Below are 16,094 nucleotides of genomic sequence, written 5' to 3'. Positions count from 1 at the left end.
GGTATCTTGCGCAGCTACACCTTGGCTCCTGCCTCCTGTGGTCGTGCCGTCGGCGTCTTCGCGTGTCTCAGCCGAGGAGCCCCCGCGCGAACCGCAGCGAGTGGGTGAAGACGTCCTCCACCTCGGCATCGGGTGCCCCGTACCAGCCGTGGTCCGTGTCCGGCACCGTGCGTAGTTCTGCGCGGGCGCCCGCCTCCCGCAGTCGGGCGGCCAGCGTCTCGCTGTGTGTTGCCGGCACCATCGTGTCCCGCTCGCCGTGGATCAGGAGGAAGGGCGGGGCGGTGGGGTGGACCCGGGCCACGGGGCTTGCCTCGCGGGCCCGTTCGGGTACGGCCGCGGGGGCGGCGCCGAGCAGCAGGGCCTCTGGGGTCGTGGCGCTGTGCGGGTCGAACGGGCCGCGGGGGACGGTGAGGTCGCTCGGGGCGTACCAGATCACCGCGCCGGAGGCCGCGACCGCGGGGTCGAGAGCCAGGAGCGAGGCCAGGTGCCCGCCCGCGGACTCGCCCCACAGCACGGTGCGAGAGGTGTCGATGCCGGGCTCCGGCGCCCGTAGCTCCAGCCAGCGCAATGCGGCCCGCAGGTCGTCCAGCGGGGCGGGGAAACGGGCCTCGCCGCTGAGCCGGTAGTCGGCGCAGGCCACCGCGAAGCCCGCCGCGGCGATGCGCGCCAACGGGCCCGGGTCCCAGTGCCGGGTCCGCGGCCCCATGTCGTCGCGGTGCCCTCGCCGCCACGCCCCGCCGTGCACGAAGAGCACGAGAGGCGCGGGCCCCCTCCCGGCGTCCTCCGGCAGCCAGAGGTCGAGTTCCAGCGGACGGCCGCCCTCGACCTCGCCGTACGGGATGCCGCGAAGCACCTGCGGATCCGGTGCCGGGAGCGGTGCCACGTCCGGGTGGGGCGCGGCGATCAGCTCCCGCAGGGACTCGCTCACCGGGTGCGCCACTGATGCTCGGGCAGGAAGCGCACGTCGTACCGCTCGGGCACGGTGGCGAACTTGTCGGGCGTGGGCACGACGGGCTCGCGCGGCAGGCCGAGGCCCTCGGCGGGCGCCCCGAGGGTCTCGAAGAACCGCTCGAACGTGCCGCCGGGCCCCGCGGCGACGCCGACGACCTGGCTGTGGTGGCGCTCCATGCGGTAGGCGTGCGGGCAGTTCTTGGGCACGAAGCCGAAGTCGCCGGGGGTGAGGAGCTTCTCCAGCTGCTCGCCCTGAAGGTCCTCGACGAAGAGGCGGACGGCGCCCTGGGTGACGTAGAAGACCTCGTACGTGTCGGGGTGCAGGTGGGCGGGGATGACGTTGCCCCTGGGGCCCTCGACGGTGAAGAAGTTGAAGCCGTTCTCGGTCTGCTCGCCGCCCGCGTAGATGGTGATCAGGTCGCCGAACAGATGGGCGCGATCGCCCTCGCCCTTCTCGATGACGTAGGGCTTGCCCGGTTCGGCGGGGATGCGCGAGGAGGGCCGGTGGCGGGTGGCGTACTCGATCGTCATGAGCTCTCCGGGACTGAGGGACGAGGGCAATGCCAGGTAGCAATGTCAGGTAGCCTGACATATGAAATCCGATGCGGGCAAGGGAGCCCTCTCGAAGCCCTCTTGAAGCCCTCTCGAAGCACCCTCGAACCCATAGGCTCACGCCATGCATGCCACCACCGGCCGTAACCTCCCCCAGCTCCTCGGCGACGCCCGGCGCTGGTTCGAGGACGCGCTCCTCGCGTCCCTGGAGGAGGCGGGGGAGAGCCGTGTCTCGCCGACCCAGGCGGGCCTCTTCGCCGTACTGGACGACGAGGGCACAACGGTGTCCGAACTGGCCCGCCGCATGGGCGTCACCCGGCAGACCGCACACCAGGCGGTGCACGGCCTGGTCGCCGCGGGCCTCCTGGAGCAGGCCCCTGACCCCACGTCGGGGCGGCAGCGGCTCATCCGGCGCACGGCGGAAGGGGAGCGCACGCACCGCAGGGCCGAAATGGTCCTGCGCCGCGTCGAGCAGGAGCTGGCCGCCCGGATCGGCGAGCGGGCGGCGCATGCACTGCGGACGGCGCTCGAACTCCCGTGGGGCACCCCGCCGGTACTCGCTCCGGACAGGGACTGACCCCGAAAAACGCAGCCGCCCTCCCCCTGCGACAGGGGAAGGGCGGCTCGGCTGTGTTGTGCGGGGTTACGGCAGGTTGCGGGCCATCACGATCCGCTGGACCTGGTTCGTGCCCTCGTAGATCTGCGTGATCTTCGCGTCGCGCATCATCCGCTCGACGGGGTAGTCACGGGTGTAGCCGTAGCCGCCGAGCAGCTGGACGGCGTCCGTGGTGACCTCCATCGCGACGTCCGAGGCGAAGCACTTGGCGGCCGCGCCCTGGAAGGTGAGGTCCGCGTCGCCGCGCTCCGACTTGGCCGCGGCGGCGTACGTCAGCTGACGCGCGGCCTCGATCTTCATGGCCATGTCCGCGAGCATGAACTGCACGCCCTGGAAGTCACCGATCGGCTTCCCGAACTGCTTGCGCTCCTGGACATACCCCTTGGCGTAGTCCAGGGCGCCCTGCGCGATGCCGAGCGCCTGGGCCGCGATGGTGATGCGGGTGTGGTCCAGGGTCTTCATCGCCGTGGCGAAGCCGGTGCCCTCCTCGCCGATCATGCGGTCGGCGGGGATGCGAACGTTGTCGAAGTAGACCTCGCGGGTCGGCGAACCCTTGATGCCGAGCTTCTTCTCCGGGGCGCCGAAGGAGACGCCCTCGTCCGACTTCTCGACGACGAAGGCGGAGATGCCCTTCGAGCGCTTGGTCGGGTCCGTCACGGCCATGACCGTGTAGTACTCGGAGACGCCCGCGTTCGTGATCCAGCGCTTCACGCCGTTGAGGACCCAGAAGTCCCCGTCACGGACGGCCTTCGTCTTCATGCCCGCCGCGTCCGAACCGGCGTCCGGCTCGGAGAGGCAGTACGAGAACATGCCCTCGCCCTTGGCGAGCGGCGTCATGTACTTCTTCTTCAGCTCCTCGGACCCGGAGAGGATCACGGGGAGCGAGCCCAGCTTGTTCACGGCCGGGATCAGCGAGGACGAGGCGCAGACGCGCGCCACCTCCTCGATCACGATGACCGTGGCGAGCGCGTCGGCGCCCGTGCCGCCGTAGCTCTCCGGTACGTGCACGGCGTGCAGGTCGGAGGAGACGAGGGCGTCGAGCGCCTCCTGTGGGAAGCGGGCCTCCTCGTCCACCGCCGCGGCGAAGGGCGCGATCTTCGCCTCGGAGAGCGAACGGATCGCGTCGCGGAGCATGTCGTGCTCCTCGGACGGGCGGTACAGGTCGAAATCAGCCGATCCGGCCAAGGTCTCTCACGCTCCAAGGACGCTAATTACCGTTAAGTAACCCAAATTTTAGAGGGCGGCCCACGCGAGGGATACGTGAGCTTGCCGACAACGGGCAGCCGACGGGTGGCGATGGCGGAAACGTGCCCGGTCAAGGGCCCGACTATGCTCGGGCACCGCACTGACGGCCGTAGACCCCTGGAGCACCGCATGGCCCTCAAGATCACCGTGATCGGCACCGGCTACCTCGGTGCGACGCACGCCGCGGCCATGGCCGAGCTCGGTTTCGAGGTGCTCGGCCTCGACGTCGTGCCCGAGAAGATCGAGATGCTGCAGCGGGGCGAGGTCCCGATGTACGAGCCCGGCCTGGAGAAGCTGCTGCGCAAGCACGTCGCCGGGATCGAGGGCTCCAGCGGGCGGCTGCGCTTCACCATGGACTTCGCCGAGGTCGCCGCCTTCGGCGACGTCCACTTCGTCTGCGTGAACACCCCGCAGAAGCACGGCGAGTACGCCTGCGACATGAGTTACGTCGACAGCGCCTTCGCGCAGCTCGCCCCGCATCTGACCAAGCCCGCGCTGGTCGTCGGCAAGTCGACCGTGCCGGTCGGCTCGGCGGACCGGCTCGCGCGTGAGCTCGCCGCGAACGCCCCGGTGGGCGCGGAGGCCGAGCTGGCCTGGAACCCGGAGTTCCTGCGCGAGGGCTTCGCGGTGGACGACACGCTGCACCCCGACCGCATCGTTGTCGGCGTCCGCAGCTCGCACGCGGAGAAGCTCCTTCGCGAGGTGTACGCGGGTCCGGTCGGCGAGGGTTCGCCCTTCGTCGTGACGGACTTCCCGACCGCCGAGCTGGTGAAGACCGCGGCCAACTCCTTCCTCGCCACGAAGATCTCGTTCATCAATGCGATGGCCGAGGTGTGCGAGGCCGCGGGCGGCGACGTCGTGAAGCTGGCCGAGGCGCTTGGCTACGACGACCGGATCGGCAAGAAGTTCCTGCGGGCCGGCATCGGCTTCGGCGGCGGCTGCCTGCCCAAGGACATCCGCGCGTTCATGGCGCGGGCGGGTGAACTGGGCGCGGACCAGGCCCTGACCTTCCTCCGCGAGATCGACTCCATCAACATGCGCCGGCGCGGGCAGATGGTGGAGATGGCGCGCGAGGCGCTCGGCGGCGGGTCCTTCCTGGGCAAGCGGGTCGCGGTCCTCGGCGCCACGTTCAAGCCGGACTCGGACGACGTACGTGACTCGCCCGCGCTGAACGTCGCCGGGCAGATCCACCTCCAGGGCGGCCAGGTCACCGTGTACGACCCCAAGGGGATGGAGAACGCGGCCAGGCTCTTCCCGACGCTGGCGTACGCGGAGTCGGCCGTGGAGGCGGTGCGGGGCGCGGACGCCGTGCTGCACCTGACCGAGTGGCGCGAGTTCCGCGAGCTCGACCCGGTGGCGCTGGGCGAGGTGGCCGCCGAGCGGCTGATCCTGGACGGCCGCAACGCGCTGGACCCCGCCGTGTGGCGGGGCGCCGGGTGGACCTACCGGGCGATGGGACGGCCTTCGGCCTGAGGTCCGGCGGCGCGTTTTGGTCCGTCGGTTCGATGGTGCTGCGGGGCAATCGGGCGGGTGGCGGGAAGGCTTGTTCGGGCAGGGAAGGTTGCGGGGCAATCGGGCGCGTGGGCGGGAGAGCCTCTTCGGCGCGAGGCGGATGCGGGGGGCCTGGCCTCAGAGCCCGCCCCGCGGGGACCTCCGCTCGCCCCGCGGGGCTTTCCGCGCCCGGTACGCCCGCATCTTCGCGCGGGCCCCGCACACCCCCATGTCGCACCACCGGCTCCGCCCGGCCGGGCTCCGGTCGTAGTACGCCCAGAGGCAGTCCGCGGCCTCGCACGCCTTGAGGCGGCTCCACGTACCGTCGGCCGCCGCCTCGGCGATGGCTGCCGCCACCCGTGACGCCAGCGGTGACGGATCGGCAGGGACGAGCGAAGCCGATCCGTCATCGACGGAGACGGTCACCAACAGCGGTGCGCCCGCCAGGAGTTGACCCAGCGGCGGTGTGACCGCGTGCGGCCCGTGCCCCGCGTGGGCGAGGCACGCCACCCGCAGCGACTCCCGCAGCTCCCGTGCCGCCACCACCTCCGCGCCCGGCGCGAGGCCGAAGGGCGCACGCCCCTGAGCCGTGTCCAGCGCGTCCGCGCCCGACTCCACGTCCAGGGTGTTCACCAGCGCCTGGATCAGCGCGAGGCCCCCGGGAGCGGGTGCTCTGTCATTCATGCTTGCGACGTTACCTCCAGTGGGGCACCATGCAGTAACCGTTACTGCTAGAGCTCACCTACCGGTAACCAATCCGAGGAGACCACCATGCCCCTCGCCAAACTCGGCGTCGTCGCACTCGACTGCCCCGACCCCCTCGCGCTCGCCACCTTCTACGCGGCCGTACTCGGCGGCACCCCCAAGGACGACGGCGACGGCTGGGTCCAGCTGGAGGTCCCCGGCGGTACACCGCTCGCCTTCCAGGCCGCCCCCGGTCACGTACCGCCGCAGTGGCCCGAGGCCACGCGCTCGCAGCAGTTCCATCTGGACCTCGAAGTGGAGCGGGCCCAGTTGGACGCCGTCGAGAAGGAGGTGCTCGCGCTCGGCGCCGCCGCGCTCGACACGGAGGACCGCGAGCGCAGCTTCCGCGTGTACGCCGACCCTGCCGGGCACCCGTTCTGTCTCTGCGCCTGCTGAATCCAGCCGAGAAAGGAACACTCATGGCACCCGTCGGACGCCTGCGCAACGTCGTCCTCGACTGCCCGGACCCACACCAACTCGCCGAGTTCTACGCCCATTTGATCGGCGGCGAGATCGAGGTCGACGCCGAGGAGGGGGACGACTGGGTCACCCTCGACACCCCCGGCGGCCTGCGCCTCTGCTTCCAGGAAGCCCCCGGCCACCGCCCGCCCGACTGGCCGCAGTCGGACGCCGGCTCCCAGCAGGCCCACCTCGACATCGACGTGGGCCCGACCGTCCAGGACGTCGAGCGGGCCCAGGAGCGCGTGATCGGCCTGGGAGCCAAGCCGCTCGACGTCGACGACGACAACGGCGAGCGCGACTTCCGCGTCTACGCCGATCCGGCAGGGCATCCCTTCTGCCTCTGCCGGATCCCCGTGGACTGAGCGGTCGGACCGAGCGGTCCGGGCGGTCTCAGTCGGCCGCCTGCCGCCGGCGCCTCTCCCGCGCCGCCCGGGCCGCGAAGTCCACGCCACGCAGCACCCGTTGGACGTTGCCCCACGTCAGGCGCGCGAGGTCCTCGTCGGACCAGTCGCGTTCCATGAGCTCGGCGACGAGGTGCGGATAGCGCGAGGTGTCGGCAAGGCCCTCGGGGTGCGCGGCGGGGGTGTCGTACATCCCCGAGAGGCCCACGCACTCCGGGCCCGCGACGCGGCGTACGTGGTCGAGATGGTCCGCGACCTCGCTGACCGAGATACCCGTCTGCTCGGCCGCCAGGGGCACCAGGCACAGGCCCTTGGCGGCGCCGAGCGCGGCCAGCAGGTCGTCCGGGAGGTTCGCCGGGGCGTCCCGCAGCGCGCGGGCTCCCGAGCGGGTGAACAGGACGGGCGCTCTGGAGACGGCGAGCACCCGGTGCGCCGTGGCCTCGGAGGCGCCGGTCAGTTCGGCGAGGACGCCGAGCCTGTTGAGCTCGCGCACCACTTCCTCGCCGAACGGGGTGAGCCCCTCGGGGCCCGCCCAGGACGTGCCCGAGAGCGTGAGCGAGCACAGGCCGAGGGTGTGCAGGGCGCGCAGGGTGGCGAGCGAGTCACCGATCGCCTCGGCGCGCGCCGGGCCGATCAGGGCGGCGATGCGCCCGCAGTGCCGGGCGTCGGCCACCTCGGACGCGGTGTGGGCCAGGCGCAGCCCCTCGGAGTGGCGGCCGACGACGTGCTTGACGAGGTCGAGCTGTTCGAGGGTCGCGGCGAGGACCTGGTCGCCGGTGATGCTCTCCGGCACGTGCAGCGACCAGAACTGTGCCCCGACGCCGCCCGCCCGCAGCCGCGGCACGTCGGCGTCCACCGCGCTGTCGCCCAGCTCCAGGTCGTACCAGGGCAGTGCGCGCAGTGCCCAGGGCAGTCCGCTGTAGCCGTCGGCGACGGGATGCGCGGCGAGCAGCGCGCGCGCCCGCCGCAGCGGGTCGGGCGCGGGCGGTTCCGGGACGGGTCGTTCCGAGACGGGTGCTTCCGGGGCGGGCGGCTCAGGACCGGGCTCGGATATGGACGGGGGTGCGGGGGGTCGTCGCTCGACGGGCCGGTCAAGCTCTCCGGCTTCGGCGGTGGTGTCGAATTCGACCTGCAAATCTGCCATGGCGGTGCTCCGGCTTCAGGGGGGTCCGGTCCACCGTGACACGCCTCGGCCGCGGCTTCGCGGCGGGCGGAGCGTTCGGGGTACGAGGGGGCGGCGACGGTACGCGAAGGGGCCCCGCCGATCGTCCGGCGGGGCCCCTTCGACATGTCCGGGAGACGGCTCAGCCGCCCGAGACGGTGACCTTCTCGTCGTTGTTCAGCTGCTCGACCATCTGCTTGACCTTGGCCTTGTCCCACAGGAGGTTGCCGCCGGTGGAGCCCGCGAGCGGCATGTTCATGGACTTGCCGTCGCCGCCGGTCACGCCCTTCATCGCCCAGAACATGGAGGCCACGTCGAACAGGCCCATGTCCTTGTCGACGATCAGCGTGTCCAGGCCCGCGCCCATCGTGGGGTAGAGCTTGAAGGGGTTCATGACCGTGCCCGGCGTCGCCGCCTGGTTGGCCAGGGCCGCGAGGAACTTCTGCTGGTTCTTCGTGCGGTCCAGGTCGCTGCCCGGCAGGGCGTAGCGCGTACGGACGAAGGCCAGGGCCTGCTTGCCGTCGAGGGTCTGCTTGCCCGCCTCGAAGTCGGCGCCGGACTTCTCGTCCTTGAAGCCCTTGGGGATGTCCATCTCGACGCCGCCGACCGCGTCCACGATCTTGGCGAAGCCGCCGAAGCCGATCTCGGCGTAGTGGTCGATCCGCAGGCCGGTGTTGTACTCGACGGTGCGGACGAGCAGCTCGGGGCCGTCCTCCGCGTACGCCGCGTTGAGCTTCGTCTGGCGGCCCTGGTTCGGGTAGAGCTTGCCGGACTCGGCGCCCTTGAACGAGGGGATCGTCACGTTCGAGTCGCGGGGCAGCGAGATCATCGTGTTCCCGCCGTCGTCCGCGACGTGCAGGATCATCATCGAGTCCGTGCGCTTGCCCTCGGCCGAGCCCGTGTGGAGGTCCTTCTTGTCCTGGTCGGACATCCCCTCGCGGCTGTCGGAGCCGACGATCAGGTAGTTCGTGCCGTCGCCGCCGTCGGGGCGCTCGATGACCTTGGAGAGGTCGACCTCGCGCTTGAGCTTGGAGTCGGCCCAGAAGTACGTGCCGATCGAGACGGCGAGCAGCACCACGACGAGGGAGATCGAGCCGATCTTGATGCGGCGCCGCCAGTTCGGAGCGGGACGGGGTGCGCGGGCGCCGTACCCGTCGTCGCCGCCCCGGCCGCCCTGGCCCTGGCCCTGTCCGTTCGGGGAGCCGTAGACCTGACCGGTGTTGTAGCCGCTGTCGTAACCCTCCTGACGGGGGCTGCGGGGCTCGAACATGTCGTCGCGCGCGTCGCCGTACGGCCGGCCGTACCCGTCGTCGTACGGCTGCTGCTGCGGCACGCCTCCCGCCTGCTGCTGGCCCGGTCGGCCGGACGGGCCGCCGCGCTGGACATGCCGCATCCTGCGGGCGCCCTCAGGCTGCGTGTTCCCGCTGCCACGGCCGTACGCGCGGCCGTTGCCCTGGTCGTCAGGCCAATCGCTCATGTGGCTTAGTGTGCCGTCTCCGCCCACGTGCCTCACAGGGCAGGCGTGATTTCGGTTCAGGGCTGTTGCAGAGCTGATGCAAAGCGGCCCGGCGCGGGCCCGGCACACGTCAGACATAGGGTGGAGCCCATGACAGACCTGGCCCCTGGCGCGGAATCGGAGATTCCGGGCAAGCCGACTTCGGCGTCCCGCACGACTCTCAGCCACATCATGACCCACAACGACACCAACCTCCTCGGCACGGTGCACGGCGGTGTGATCATGAAACTGGTGGACGACGCCGCGGGGGCGGTCGCGGGACGGCACTCGGGCGGGCCCGCGGTCACCGCGTCCATGGACGAGATGGCCTTCCTGGAGCCGGTGCGCGTCGGCGATCTCGTCCATGTGAAGGCGCAGGTGAACTGGACGGGCCGCAGCTCCATGGAGGTCGGCGTCCGGGTCCTCGCCGAGCGCTGGAACGAGTCGACGCCCGCGCAGCAGGTGGGCTCGGCCTACCTCGTCTTCGCAGCCGTCGACGCCGACGGCAAGCCGCGTGGCGTGCCGCCGGTGCTCCCGGAGACCGAGCGGGACCGCCGCCGCTATCAGGAGGCGCAGATCCGGCGCACGCACCGCCTCGCGCGCCGCCGGGCCATCAAGGACCTGCGCCGAGCGCGCGCCGCGGAGGGTCTGGACGACTGAGCGCCGGGCGCGGGTGCCCGCGGACGGGCCCGCGGGCCGTCAGTTCTTCTGGCACACCACCTGGTCACCGGTCACGGCGCCGAACTCGCCTTGGTAGGCGTCCTCCGCGCGCACCGGCCTGACCATCTTGAAGTCCTGGCCCGCGAGTACCTTCAGGGTCGCGCCCTGCCCGTTGATCGCCCGCATCTGACAGCCGGGCAACGCCGTGGCCAGGGACTTCGCCGAGCGGTCCCAGCGCGGGTCGTACGCGACGATGGTGCGCTTCAGCGGCATGCCGGGCACATTGGCCGGCACGTTGCCGGGGGTCCGCGTCGTGCGGAAGCCGGTGGCCCGCAGACCGTTGTCGACCCGCTTGCCCAGGCCCGGCACGCCCGTGGCGTTGTCGACCTGCACCCTGATCTGCTGCGGTGACACGTCGACGATGGCCTTGCGCCCGAGATTGTGCGCGGCCAGGGGACGGTCGTCGCGCAGCGCCTGGAAGAGCTTCGCGGACCTGACCGGGTCCCACTTCAGCGTCGACCCGATGCCGGGCACCAGCACGCCCTTGCTGCGCAACGGGACGGTGGTGAACTCCGACGACTTCGGCGAGAAGCCGCGCATCGCCCGCCCCAGGGCGAGCATCTCGTTCGTGCCGAAGCCCTTGTCGGCGCGGACCGAGCCGAGCAGCGTCCTGGACACGTCCCGGAACTTCAGCGGGTTCAGCAGCACCCCGCTGCCGGTCGCCTTCGAGATCAGCGCCGCGAGGAACCGCTGCTGGCGCTGCATCCGCCCCAGGTCGGACGTGCCGTCGACGTGCCGGGTGCGGACGTACTGGAGTGCCGCGCCGCCGTTCAGCGTGTGGGTGCCGACGGGCAGGTTGAGCCCGGTGTAGGAGTCCCGCAGGGGGCGGGTCGTGCAGATGTCGACGCCGCCGAGCACGTCCACGGTCTTCATGAAGCTGGTGAAGTCGATCTCCAGATAGTGGTCGATCTTGACCTTCGTCATGTTCTCGACGGTCCGCACGGTGAGGTTGGGGCCGCCCTCCGCGTACGCCGCGTTCAGCTTGACCGGGTGCGCCTTGTGCCGGTCGCCGGAGTTCCGGTCGACGTGCTCGGGCATCATGGCGTAGCTGTCCCGGGGCAGGCTCACGACGCTGGCGCGGTCCCGGTCCTCGGAGATGTGCACGATCATGACCGTGTCCGTGCAGTGGCAGGGCGCCCCGCCGAGGCGGTACTTCTCCTTCTCCGCCGGGGTGATCTTGTCCCGGCCGTCGGTGCCGACGAGCAGGACGTTCATGCCGTTGCCGCCCTTGGGCCGGTTCTTCATGTCCTTGAAGGCGTCGACCCGTGCGATCTCGGTGTCGAGGCTGGTGACGACGCCGTGCCCGATCCCGGCCGCCGCGAGCACCGTCAAGGAGAACCCCGTCGCCACCTTCATGACCCACCGCGGCCGCCTGCGCTGCTTGACCGGCCGCCCCACGGGCTGCGGCGCCGGCTGCCTCGCCCGAGGCGGACGCTGGCCACGCGGCGGCGGGGTGGGGTAGCGGCGGGGCGGTGTGGGCACGTGGGGGGACACCTCCGCGGTGACGGGCCTGTCCGGACGGGTAGGTGGAAGGACGCGTGGGGGGCCGGGGAATGCGAGAACCGTAGGCCCATACGATCTGCGACCCGGGGCAGCAGGCCGGGCGGCGCGCGCCCGTGTCCCCCATTCGCGGTAACGTGGCGCCGATGAACGCGACGCCCGACGAGCAGCTTCCTGCCGTATCCGTGATCATGCCGGTGCTCAACGAGGAACGGCATCTGCGTGCTGCCGTCTCCGCCATCCTCGAGCAGGAGTACGACGGAGAGATGGAGGTCGTCGTCGCGCTTGGTCCCTCCACGGACCGCACGAACGAGATCGCCGCCGAACTGGTCGCCGAGACCGCGGGCCACCGCGCGAAGGTGCAGACCGTCCCGAACCCCACGGGCCGCACGCCCGCGGCCCTGAACGCCGCGATCAAGGCCTCCAGCCATCCGATCGTGGTGCGCGTGGACGGCCACGGCATCCTGTCGCCCGGCTACATCGCGACGGCCGTACGCCTCCTGGAGGAGACCGGCGCGCAGAACGTCGGCGGCATCATGCACGCCGAGGGCGAGAACGACTGGGAGCACGCGGTCGCCGCCGCCATGACGTCGAAGATCGGCGTGGGCAACGCGGCCTTCCACACCGGCGGCGCCGCCCAGCAGGCCGAGACCGTCTACCTCGGCGTCTTCCGCCGCGAGGCCCTGGAACAGCAGGGCGGGTACAACGAGGAATTCATCCGCGCCCAGGACTGGGAGCTGAACTTCCGCATCCGCGAGGCCGGCGGCCTCATCTGGTTCTCGCCCGAGCTGAGGGTGCAGTACCGCCCGCGGCCGAGCGTGAAGGCGCTCGCCAAGCAGTACAAGGACTACGGCCGCTGGCGCCACGTCGTCGCCCGCTACCACGAGGGCTCCATCAACCTGCGCTATCTGGCGCCGCCGACCGCCGTCTGCGCGATCGCGGCAGGCGTCGTGGTGGGCGCCCTGGTCACGCCCTGGGGCTTCGTCGTCCCCGCGGGCTACCTCGCGGCGATCACGGCAGGCTCACTGCCCGCCGGCAAGGGCCTGCCGCTGAAGGCGCGCCTGCAGATCCCGGTGGCCCTCGCGACCATGCACATGTCGTGGGGCTGGGGCTTTCTGACCAGCCCGCGCTCCCTCGCCAAGAGGGTCATCGCCTCCCGGCGCCCGGCGGTCCTCAGCGAGGCCTAGCAGCCGAAAAAGACCCGGCCCACCACTGGTGGGCCGGGTCTCTTCATGTCCGGGCGGTCCTCACTTCCAGGTGAAGTCCGGGTCCACGTGCATGCACGCCTTCTTGTCCGAGCCGTTGAGCGCGTCGGCCGAATCCGGCGTCTTGTCGTCCTGCTTCGCCTTGGGGGGCTTGTTCCCCTCCCGCCAGTCGGCGCCGACGACCAGGGTGACCCCGGAGACGTCCGTCGACTTCTTCACCGAACTCAGCTTCATCCCGAGGGACTTGGCGATCCGCTGGGCGTCGCCCTCCAGCTCGGCGCTGGGGAACCTGACGACGGTCTTCTCCTGGGCGAGCGCCGTCGTCGTGTCGGCCGTCGCCTTGGCGAAGCCCTTGCCCGCGAGGATCTGCGTGACCGCGTTGGCGCGCCCGCTGACCGGCGGCTCGACGTCCGTGCGGGTGCCGTTCTGCACCCGTACGGCGATCTCGTCGTCCGCCGCCGCCGGGTCGTCCGAGAGCTTCTCCTCGGCCGGCTTCCTCTTGCCCTTGCCGTCCAGTGCGATGTCGTCGCGCACGAGGCGGAAGAGCTGCTCGGCGTCGCCCGGCTTGGGGATGACGCGCGCGCCCACGTACTCGAACGGCATGGTCGTCATCGTGGTGCGCTCCGGTGAGACCTTCTTGAGCTCGTTGCTCAGGTCGTAGAGCTTCTTCACGGTGCCGAGGCCGTCGTCGACCTTGAGCGCGCTGGTGGCCGTCTCGGCGAGCCTGCGCAGCTTGTTGGGGCTGCTCAGATTGGCGTTGTCCCGCAACTCGCGCACCAGCGAGTTCATGTACATGTGCTGGGCCTTGGCGCGGCTGATGTCGGTGCCGCCGTCAAAGCCGTAGCGGGTGCGCAGCCACTGCAGGGCCTGCTCGCCCTTGACGGCGGTGGTGCCCTTCTTCAGCTTCAGGCCGGAGCCGTGGCCCTGGCTGTCGCGCGAGTGGATGTTGGCGTCCACACAGACCGGTACGCCGCCGATGGCGTCGGCCATGGAGACGACACCCGCGAAGTCGACCTCCATGAAGTGGTCGACGTGGATGTTGGTGAGCTTCTCCCAGGTGGCGACCGTGCAGCCGGGGCCGCCGCGGCCGAGCGTCTGGTTGGTCATCGTCCGCTGCGTCGACGCCTCGTAGACCTTGCCGTCGTCCGGGTCGGTGCACTTGGGGATGTCCAGAAGGGTGTCGCGCGGCATGCTGATGACCGACATGTTCGTGCGGTCCGCCGACAGGTGAAGGAGCATCTGTACGTCGGCGAGCGGGGTGCCGCCAAAGGTCTCCTTGGCCCCGCCGAGCTTCTGGTTCTCCTTGGAGTCCCGCGCGTCCGAACCGATCAGCAGGATGTTCAGCGGGGTCTGACCGGCCGCGTTCGGCGTGGGCTCGGGGGCCCGGTGCTCGCCGAGGGTCAGGTCGTCCGTCTCCAGATTGTCGTTCAGGTGCTGGTACCAGAGGTATCCGGCGCCGGCCGTGCCAAGGATCAGCACCGACAGGATCGTCGCCGACCAGCGGAGTATCCGGCGTCTCGGACGCGGAGCCCGGCCACCACCACCCCCACGGCCGCTCCTGCGGTGCCCGCCGTCCGTCGAGGGCTCCCCTCCCTCGTGCGGCGGGCCTCCTTCCTGGCCATGATCACTTGCGTGCGGGGCGCGTGGTCGCGCCCCCTCCCCACGCACGCTGCTTTTCCCCATCCCCTGTCCCTCCCCGCGCTACCCCGAAATACGGCCATCCTGCGCCTTGTGAGACGCAGAATGGCCGCTTCAGGTCACTTGGCGCACACAGTCTTGTCCGCTTCGACCTTCTGAATGCCCTCCGGCGCCTTCGACGGGGCACTGATCGGCACTCCCGCCCCCTTGAAGTCGCTGCCGAGCGTCAGCTTGATGGCCGGGAGCCCCTGCGAGTTCTTCTCGCTCTTCCCGGGCTTCATCGCGGAGCCGGAAAGCCCCATGACGTCGGCGAGCCGCCGGGCCTGATCGGCCTGGTCGGGCGCGTACTCCAGCGTCGTCTTCTTGAGGTCGGACGACGCGTTGCCGAGCTGGCTGGCCTTGGACATGCCCTCAGTGTTCTGCAAGTACGTGAGAGTTGCCTGAGCGGCGCCGGTCTTACCACTGCCGTTGTAGATGTTGACCCGCACATCGGAGGCGGCGGACTTGCTGCCCTTGAGCCGGGCGGCGACCGCTGCCTTCTCCTTCTTCTCCTTCTTCTTCACCGCGGTCAGCGACTCGTCCGCGCGCATCATGGCGAACAGCGGGTCGGCCTTGGCCTCGTTCACGACGACCGTCGTGTGGACCTTCTCCGCCGGGTTGTCGACCACGGGCACGGTCGCGAAGCTGAGGTTCTTCATGTCGAGCTTGCCGAGCTCCATGCCCAGGTCACGGAGTTTCATGATGTCCGCGATCTTGGAGTCGACGGTGAGCGCCTCGGTGCCCGCCTCGGCCAGCTTTATCATCTTCGACGGGCTGGTCAGCGTGTCGTTCGACTTGAGCTTGCGCATCAGCGAGCTGAGGAACTGCTGTTGCAGCTCGATGCGGCTCAAGTCGCCGCCGGTGCCCACGGAGTGGCGCGTGCGGACGAACGCCAGCGCCTCCTCGCCCTCGATGGTGTGCTTGCCCGCGGGCAGCTTCAGATGCGAGTCCGGGTCGTCGATGTCCTTGGCCAGACATACGTCGACGCCGCCGACCGCGCTGGAGAGCGTCTTGACCGCGTTGAAGTCGGCCACCATGAAGTGGTCCGGCACTATCCCGGTGATCTTGGTGACCGTACGCATGGTGCAGCTGGGCGTGCGCTCGCTCTGACCGAGGCTCTCGTTGAAGCGCGCCCCCTGCGATCCCGGGATCGTCTTCTTGTTGCCGTCCTCCATCGTGGTCGGGCAGTCCGGAATGTCCGTGATCATGTCGCGCGGGATGCTCAACGCGGTGGCGTTCGTGCGGTCCTTGGAGACGTGCAGCAGGATCGTCGTGTCGGCGTGGCCGACGCTTCCCTTGTCGCCGTACTTCTCGTTGCCCTCGCCGCTGCGCTTGTCCGTGCCCATCACCAGGATGTTGATGGCACGGTCCTTGCTGAAGCCGCCGGTGCTCGCGCCGTCGTCATTGATCGAGCTGATGTTGTCGTTGAGGTGCTGGTAGTAGACGTACCCGCCGACACCGACCGCGACCAGGACGAAGGCGAGCGAGCCGCCCGTCCACATCAGGGCCTTCTTGCCCTTGGACTTCTTCGGCTTCTGCTTGCGGCGCCCGCCCGCGGCCTCCGGCTGCGGCGCCCGCCTTCTGCGCTGCGGCGGCACGTCCCGCTGCTCGTCACGGCGCTCGTCGCGCCGGCCATCGCGGCCGCGCGTTCCCTGGCGGGGCGAGGACCGCGGTGATCTGCGCGGTCCGGGCACTGGCGACTGCCCAGCGGAAGGGCTCAGTCGCAGTTCGTAATCGCCGGTGTTCGGGTTGAGCACCCACTGGTCTGCGGGGTCGATGTTCTCCGCCCGCCCACGGCCTTGCGCGTCCACGGTTGTCTGCGTCCTCCGTCGGGGCCACGCGGCGCCATTCCCCCCTCAAGAAAGGCGCTCGG

15 protein-coding genes are annotated in these 16,094 nt (G+C 70.6%); 6 read left to right on the top strand and 9 right to left on the bottom strand.

Going from position 1 to position 16,094, the window contains the following annotated elements; genetic code table 11:
• Positions 1–67: 67 nt before the first annotated feature.
• Together AB0I66_RS32745 and AB0I66_RS32740 are read right to left on the bottom strand one after the other, a co-directional pair.
• Entirely contained in the window at positions 68–928 is an 861-nt protein-coding gene (locus AB0I66_RS32745) for an alpha/beta hydrolase (RefSeq protein ID WP_363211612.1), read from the bottom strand.
• Positions 925–1,482: a quercetin 2,3-dioxygenase gene (locus AB0I66_RS32740; protein WP_363211611.1), complete on the bottom strand. Its 558-nt coding sequence runs from the start codon at positions 1,480–1,482 to the stop codon at positions 925–927. Before AB0I66_RS32740 ends, AB0I66_RS32745 begins: the two co-directional genes overlap by 4 nt.
• Positions 1,483–1,627: 145 nt before the next feature.
• Here AB0I66_RS32740 and AB0I66_RS32735 point away from each other — a divergent pair, with 145 nt between their 5' ends.
• Positions 1,628–2,080 carry a MarR family transcriptional regulator gene (locus AB0I66_RS32735; protein WP_363211610.1) on the top strand — a complete coding sequence of 151 codons (453 nt, stop codon included), beginning with the start codon at positions 1,628–1,630 and terminating at the stop codon, positions 2,078–2,080.
• Positions 2,081–2,146: 66 nt separating this feature from the next.
• Here AB0I66_RS32735 and AB0I66_RS32730 read toward each other — a convergent pair whose 3' ends face one another.
• Positions 2,147–3,304, bottom strand: coding sequence for an acyl-CoA dehydrogenase (locus AB0I66_RS32730; RefSeq protein WP_363211609.1), 1,158 nt, complete (start codon positions 3,302–3,304; stop codon positions 2,147–2,149).
• Positions 3,305–3,493: 189 nt separating this feature from the next.
• On the opposite strand from AB0I66_RS32730, the gene AB0I66_RS32725 reads away from it, so the two are divergent.
• The gene (locus tag AB0I66_RS32725; protein WP_363211608.1) at positions 3,494–4,837 is read left to right on the top strand and encodes a UDP-glucose/GDP-mannose dehydrogenase family protein; all 1,344 of its coding nucleotides are present in this window, start codon (positions 3,494–3,496) and stop codon (positions 4,835–4,837) included.
• 156 nt (positions 4,838–4,993) lie between these two features.
• Here the strand turns inward: AB0I66_RS32725 and AB0I66_RS32720 are convergent, their stop codons facing one another.
• Positions 4,994–5,539, bottom strand: coding sequence for a CGNR zinc finger domain-containing protein (locus AB0I66_RS32720; RefSeq protein ID WP_363211607.1), 546 nt, complete (start codon positions 5,537–5,539; stop codon positions 4,994–4,996).
• A gap of 87 nt (positions 5,540–5,626) precedes the next feature.
• Here AB0I66_RS32720 and AB0I66_RS32715 point away from each other — a divergent pair, with 87 nt between their 5' ends.
• Together AB0I66_RS32715 and AB0I66_RS32710 are read left to right on the top strand one after the other, a co-directional pair.
• Positions 5,627–5,995 carry a VOC family protein gene (locus AB0I66_RS32715; RefSeq protein WP_363211606.1) on the top strand — a complete coding sequence of 123 codons (369 nt, stop codon included), beginning with the start codon at positions 5,627–5,629 and terminating at the stop codon, positions 5,993–5,995.
• Between the two features lie 23 nt (positions 5,996–6,018).
• Entirely contained in the window at positions 6,019–6,423 is a 405-nt protein-coding gene (locus AB0I66_RS32710) for a VOC family protein (RefSeq protein WP_363211605.1), read from the top strand.
• A gap of 28 nt (positions 6,424–6,451) precedes the next feature.
• Here the strand turns inward: AB0I66_RS32710 and AB0I66_RS32705 are convergent, their stop codons facing one another.
• Complete coding sequence (locus AB0I66_RS32705) at positions 6,452–7,606, bottom strand: dipeptidase (protein WP_363211604.1); 1,155 nt, start codon at positions 7,604–7,606, stop codon at positions 6,452–6,454.
• 160 nt (positions 7,607–7,766) lie between these two features.
• The gene (locus AB0I66_RS32700; protein WP_363211603.1) at positions 7,767–9,101 is read right to left on the bottom strand and encodes an LCP family protein; all 1,335 of its coding nucleotides are present in this window, start codon (positions 9,099–9,101) and stop codon (positions 7,767–7,769) included.
• 129 nt (positions 9,102–9,230) lie between these two features.
• On the opposite strand from AB0I66_RS32700, the gene AB0I66_RS32695 reads away from it, so the two are divergent.
• Positions 9,231–9,779, top strand: coding sequence for an acyl-CoA thioesterase (locus AB0I66_RS32695; RefSeq protein WP_363211602.1), 549 nt, complete (start codon positions 9,231–9,233; stop codon positions 9,777–9,779).
• Positions 9,780–9,818: 39 nt separating this feature from the next.
• Here AB0I66_RS32695 and AB0I66_RS32690 read toward each other — a convergent pair whose 3' ends face one another.
• On the bottom strand, positions 9,819–11,195 hold the full coding sequence (locus AB0I66_RS32690; protein ID WP_363211959.1) for an LCP family protein: 1,377 nt from the start codon (positions 11,193–11,195) through the stop codon (positions 9,819–9,821).
• Positions 11,196–11,485: 290 nt separating this feature from the next.
• Here AB0I66_RS32690 and AB0I66_RS32685 point away from each other — a divergent pair, with 290 nt between their 5' ends.
• Positions 11,486–12,526 (top strand): glycosyltransferase family 2 protein, encoded by a 1,041-nt coding sequence (locus AB0I66_RS32685; RefSeq protein ID WP_363211601.1) that lies wholly within the window; start codon positions 11,486–11,488, stop codon positions 12,524–12,526.
• A 60-nt stretch (positions 12,527–12,586) separates the two neighbouring features.
• On the opposite strand, the gene AB0I66_RS32680 is transcribed toward AB0I66_RS32685, so the two are convergent.
• Together AB0I66_RS32680 and AB0I66_RS32675 are read right to left on the bottom strand one after the other, a co-directional pair.
• Complete coding sequence (locus AB0I66_RS32680; RefSeq protein ID WP_363211600.1) at positions 12,587–14,227, bottom strand: LCP family protein; 1,641 nt, start codon at positions 14,225–14,227, stop codon at positions 12,587–12,589.
• 74 nt (positions 14,228–14,301) lie between these two features.
• Positions 14,302–16,032, bottom strand: coding sequence for an LCP family protein (locus tag AB0I66_RS32675; RefSeq protein WP_363211599.1), 1,731 nt, complete (start codon positions 16,030–16,032; stop codon positions 14,302–14,304).
• Positions 16,033–16,094 lie beyond the last annotated feature (62 nt).

Origin of the sequence: Streptomyces sp. NPDC050439, assembly GCF_040655335.1 — a bacterium.
Taxonomy (GTDB): domain Bacteria; phylum Actinomycetota; class Actinomycetes; order Streptomycetales; family Streptomycetaceae; genus Streptomyces.
This window is presented reverse-complemented; position numbering and strand designations above follow the sequence as displayed.

Coding starts and splice junctions, on each gene's coding strand:
- AB0I66_RS32740 (WP_363211611.1), bottom strand. CDS start 1,482: ATGACGATCGAGTACGCCACCCGCCACCGGCCCTCCTCGCGCATCCCC.
- AB0I66_RS32735 (WP_363211610.1), top strand. CDS start 1,628: ATGCATGCCACCACCGGCCGTAACCTCCCCCAGCTCCTCGGCGACGCC.
- AB0I66_RS32725 (WP_363211608.1), top strand. CDS start 3,494: ATGGCCCTCAAGATCACCGTGATCGGCACCGGCTACCTCGGTGCGACG.
- AB0I66_RS32720 (WP_363211607.1), bottom strand. CDS start 5,539: ATGAATGACAGAGCACCCGCTCCCGGGGGCCTCGCGCTGATCCAGGCG.
- AB0I66_RS32715 (WP_363211606.1), top strand. CDS start 5,627: ATGCCCCTCGCCAAACTCGGCGTCGTCGCACTCGACTGCCCCGACCCC.
- AB0I66_RS32710 (WP_363211605.1), top strand. CDS start 6,019: ATGGCACCCGTCGGACGCCTGCGCAACGTCGTCCTCGACTGCCCGGAC.
- AB0I66_RS32705 (WP_363211604.1), bottom strand. CDS start 7,606: ATGGCAGATTTGCAGGTCGAATTCGACACCACCGCCGAAGCCGGAGAG.
- AB0I66_RS32700 (WP_363211603.1), bottom strand. CDS start 9,101: ATGAGCGATTGGCCTGACGACCAGGGCAACGGCCGCGCGTACGGCCGT.
- AB0I66_RS32695 (WP_363211602.1), top strand. CDS start 9,231: ATGACAGACCTGGCCCCTGGCGCGGAATCGGAGATTCCGGGCAAGCCG.
- AB0I66_RS32690 (WP_363211959.1), bottom strand. CDS start 11,195: ATGAAGGTGGCGACGGGGTTCTCCTTGACGGTGCTCGCGGCGGCCGGG.
- AB0I66_RS32685 (WP_363211601.1), top strand. CDS start 11,486: ATGAACGCGACGCCCGACGAGCAGCTTCCTGCCGTATCCGTGATCATG.
- AB0I66_RS32680 (WP_363211600.1), bottom strand. CDS start 14,227: ATGGGGAAAAGCAGCGTGCGTGGGGAGGGGGCGCGACCACGCGCCCCG.